This window comes from Mesorhizobium sp. M2A.F.Ca.ET.039.01.1.1 (assembly GCF_003998035.1).
Lineage (GTDB): Bacteria > Pseudomonadota > Alphaproteobacteria > Rhizobiales > Rhizobiaceae > Mesorhizobium.
Window position 1 is genome coordinate 1 of sequence record NZ_RZRY01000652.1, and the last position, 3,549, is coordinate 3,549.

A 3,549-nucleotide genomic window follows, 5' to 3' on the forward strand; every position below is an offset into this window, starting at 1 on the left:
GTGCAGGATTGGACCGGCATTCCGACCGGACGCATGCTCTCCAGCCAGACCGAGAAGGCGCTGAAGCTCGCCGCCACCCTGTCCGAACGCGTCGTCGGCCAGGATCACGCCATGGAGATGATCGCCAGGCGCGTGCAGACCAGCCGCGCCGGCCTCGGCGCGCCGGAAAAGCCGGTCGGCGTGTTCCTGCTCTGCGGCCCTTCCGGCGTCGGCAAGACCGAGACCGCGCTGGCGCTGGCCGAGACGCTCTATGGCGGCGAGCAGAACCTGATCTCGATCAACATGTCAGAGTTCCAGGAAGCCCACACCGTCTCGACGCTCAAGGGCGCGCCGCCCGGTTATGTCGGCTACGGCAAGGGCGGCATCCTGACCGAGGCGGTGCGCAGGAAACCCTATTCGGTGATCCTGCTCGACGAGGTCGAGAAGGCGCATCCGGACGTGCACGAGATCTTCTTCCAGGTCTTCGACAAGGGCATGATGGATGACAGCGAAGGCCGCAGGATCGACTTCAAGAACACGCTGATCCTGCTCACCTCGAATGTCGGCTCAGACGTCATCATGGACCGCACCAGGAACGGCACCGTGCGGACCGGCATCGACGATCTCGACCAGGCCCTGCGCGCGCCGCTGCTGAAAGTGTTCCCGGCCGCCTTCCTCGGCCGCGTCGTCACCATTCCCTATTATCCGCTGTCGGACGCGATGATCGAGGCGATCGCCCGGCACCAGTTCGGCAAGATCGCGCGCCGGCTCAAGGCCACCAACGACGCCGAGCTGGTGATCGGCGATGGCGTGATGGATTTGGTCAAGGCGCGCTGCACCGAGATCGAGTCCGGCGGGCGCATGATCGACGCCATCCTGACCAACACGCTGCTGCCGGAACTCAGCCGCGGCGTGCTCAACCGCTCGCTCGAGGGCAAGAAGATGGCGAAAGTCATCGTGGGTGCGTCGCCGGAAGGATTCACCTACTCCTTCGAATAGGACCTTGCCGCGGCGGGTCAAGGTTCGACGGCGCCGCCGTCCGGCATGCCAAGTTCGTCGGCTTTGATGCTCCGGCATGATCTACGCCGAGGGGGGCGCTTCGACGGATTCGATCGCCTGGCACCGCCCGGAGGTGCTGACTGTCATCGAGGCGCTGCATTCCGCCTTCTGCTCGACTTAGCCGGTCGTTCATGGCCGTGCCCGGCTTTGATCAAGGTCAAAGCGACGCGAGGGGATCGGGGCTTACCTGTCTGGCAATGGCAGTGAAATGATCGGACGGTGCCGGAGTGCTCGGCTGATCCGACCTCGGAGAAACACATGATTCTGAATAACGGCACTCTCGTCGCGGTTACGGATGGCGAGAGCCTGCGGCTGTTTCACAACAAGGGGCACGAACCTCATCTCGACCTGATCGAAGTCGAGGATTCGGTCCTTGAAGTGGCCCACGCCGGATCCGGCGGCAGGCATCGCAGTTCAACCGCCAATCCGGACGAGTCCCGGCTGGGTGAAGACGACTTTGCCGCGTCGATCGCGAGCTACCTCAATCACAAGGCCCGCGAGAAAGCCTGCGAGCATATACTGGTGATCGCCGATCCGCGCACGCTTGGTGAGATGCGAAGGCACTATCAGCCGTCATTGAGCGCCAAACTTGTCGGCGAGGTCGCCAAGGACTTCGTCAAGCACCCCGTGACGTCGATCAAAAGCGCCATAGAAGCCGCCTGAGCCCATCGACACTCCGTTCGCCCTGATCGGCATAACCACATTGGCTGGGCGAGCACGCCGCGGTTCGTCGCCGGGCGTGCTCGGTGTCGTCTTACTGAACCTTGATGGTGGCCCACATGCCGTTCATGAAATGATCGGGGATGTTGCAGAAGACCGCGTAGAAGCCTGGCTTGAGGTCGAGCGTCAGCGAACCCGACTTGCCCGGATCGAGTTCCGAGACCTCACCCAGATGGCCGGCCGCATCCTCATCGACACGGTTCTCGTTCGAAATATAGGGCAGCGTCGTCTTTTTTGGGTCCGCCACGGGAACGACGATCATTTCATGGACCGTGGCCTTGGAGGTGTTGGTCACATCGAAGGTCACTTTGCCAGCCGGCACGACCTTCTTGTCGACCTGAACCTTCATCATCGCCATGTTCATATTCGCCGGCATGCCCATCCCCATCTTGGCGTCGGCGTTCATGTCGCCGTTCTTGTCCCACAATTTCACGTTGACCGTGGAATCCGCGAACGCCGGCGCCGCAACGGCCAGCGTGGTCAACGCAAGTCCAATTTTCAGAAACTGCATCGAATGTGCTCCTGTCTGCCGTCCGACGACCACAAAGGCGGACTGCTTGGAAAGATGATTGGTCGCGAGCGCTGTCTAGCAAGCCCAGCCTGACAACCCGCTGACGGTCCCGACGCCCGGTGGTTGGCGATCAACATCACAGTCGACGATGTCTACGCGGCCGAGACAGCCGCCCGGGAGATCGGCGGCGTCCCGACTGATTGCTAGGGGCGTGAAGACGGGTTAGCGACGCAATAACCGTGATCCTCGTCAAGTTGGACAGGATTCGGCCAAACCCTCAAGACCGCCCGGCGCGGGAGCTCACAACAGAGAAAAATGCGAACCCAGGAACACGAGGACCTGGCCGGTGATCAAGGGAATCCTCAGCAGCGGACCGTCCTCTCCGCTGTCTTGCACCGGCTGCCCGAGCACGCAGGGATGCGCCTTCAGCACATCTCTCCAGATGGTTGGAAAGTCCGATCCCTTGCTTCTCTCAGCATTGCAGGTGTCGACAAGCCTCACGACGGCATTTCTCATTGAGCGGCGTTACCTTAAGTGCCTGAATGCGCCACATATGAAGGATTTCGATGCGAAGAATTTTGATTTCGGTCAATGCGTCGAAAAATAGTCGCCTGCAGCGACACCACGCATTCCCCTGCATGCAGCTGTGCCCTCAGTTGCGGCGTCAGTTCGACATCAGCCGATTGAGCCACACCTCGTCCAGCAAGGAGCGGGTAACGCCGCCGAACACCCACTCCCTCAACCGGCTATGCCCATAGGCGCCCGACACAATCAGCTCGGCATTCATCGAGGCGAAGAAATCGACGAGGCGATTGCCTTCATCATCGGCCGTCTTGATGATCTCGGTGCGCGCCTTGATGCCGTGACCGGCCAGGAAGCTCGCCACGTCCTTGACGCTGTCCCTGGTCCAGTCGTCCGGATTGCGATCGACCGCGACGATGGTGACTTCCTCGGCCATGGCCATAAGCGGTACAGCGTCCGCCACCGCCCGCCTGGCCTCACGCGTGTCCTTCCAGGACACCACGATCCTGCGAGCCGGCAAATCCATCGCGCCCTGAGCCGCGACCAGGACCGGCCGGCCCGCGCGCAGCACCAGCGATCCTGGATCGACCGTGCGGTAAGAGTCGCCCGTCGACGCGCCCTGGAAAGCGCTGGTGACGACGATGTCGGCCATGCGGGCTCTCCGGGCCACGGCATGATTCGGATTTTCGATATCGCCATGCCAGTCCGTCTTGACCGCTCCGGCCACCAGGCCGTCGAACTCGCCGTTCAGGCTGGTC

At 62.1% G+C, this 3,549-nt stretch carries 5 protein-coding genes; 3 read left to right on the plus strand and 2 right to left on the minus strand.

Annotated features, from left to right (window positions below; translation table 11 throughout):
• Together EOA24_RS31170 and EOA24_RS31175 are read left to right on the plus strand one after the other, a co-directional pair.
• The coding region (locus tag EOA24_RS31170) for an AAA family ATPase (RefSeq protein ID WP_127410448.1) at nucleotides 1-978 on the plus strand (978 nt) is incomplete at its 5' end.
• Nucleotides 979-1,257: 279 nt separating this feature from the next.
• Nucleotides 1,258-1,701, plus strand: a complete 444-nt coding sequence (locus tag EOA24_RS31175; protein ID WP_245467255.1) for a host attachment protein — start codon at nucleotides 1,258-1,260, stop codon at nucleotides 1,699-1,701.
• Nucleotides 1,702-1,792: 91 nt separating this feature from the next.
• Here EOA24_RS31175 and EOA24_RS31180 read toward each other — a convergent pair whose 3' ends face one another.
• On the minus strand, nucleotides 1,793-2,269 hold the full coding sequence (locus EOA24_RS31180) for a plastocyanin/azurin family copper-binding protein (protein WP_126079266.1): 477 nt from the start codon (nucleotides 2,267-2,269) through the stop codon (nucleotides 1,793-1,795).
• 346 nt (nucleotides 2,270-2,615) lie between these two features.
• On the opposite strand from EOA24_RS31180, the gene EOA24_RS31185 reads away from it, so the two are divergent.
• Nucleotides 2,616-2,876, plus strand: a complete 261-nt coding sequence (locus tag EOA24_RS31185; RefSeq protein WP_127255647.1) for a hypothetical protein — start codon at nucleotides 2,616-2,618, stop codon at nucleotides 2,874-2,876.
• Between the two features lie 57 nt (nucleotides 2,877-2,933).
• Here the strand turns inward: EOA24_RS31185 and EOA24_RS31190 are convergent.
• Nucleotides 2,934-3,549 (minus strand): universal stress protein (locus EOA24_RS31190; RefSeq protein WP_133374697.1); only part of this gene is annotated, 616 nt, incomplete at its 5' end.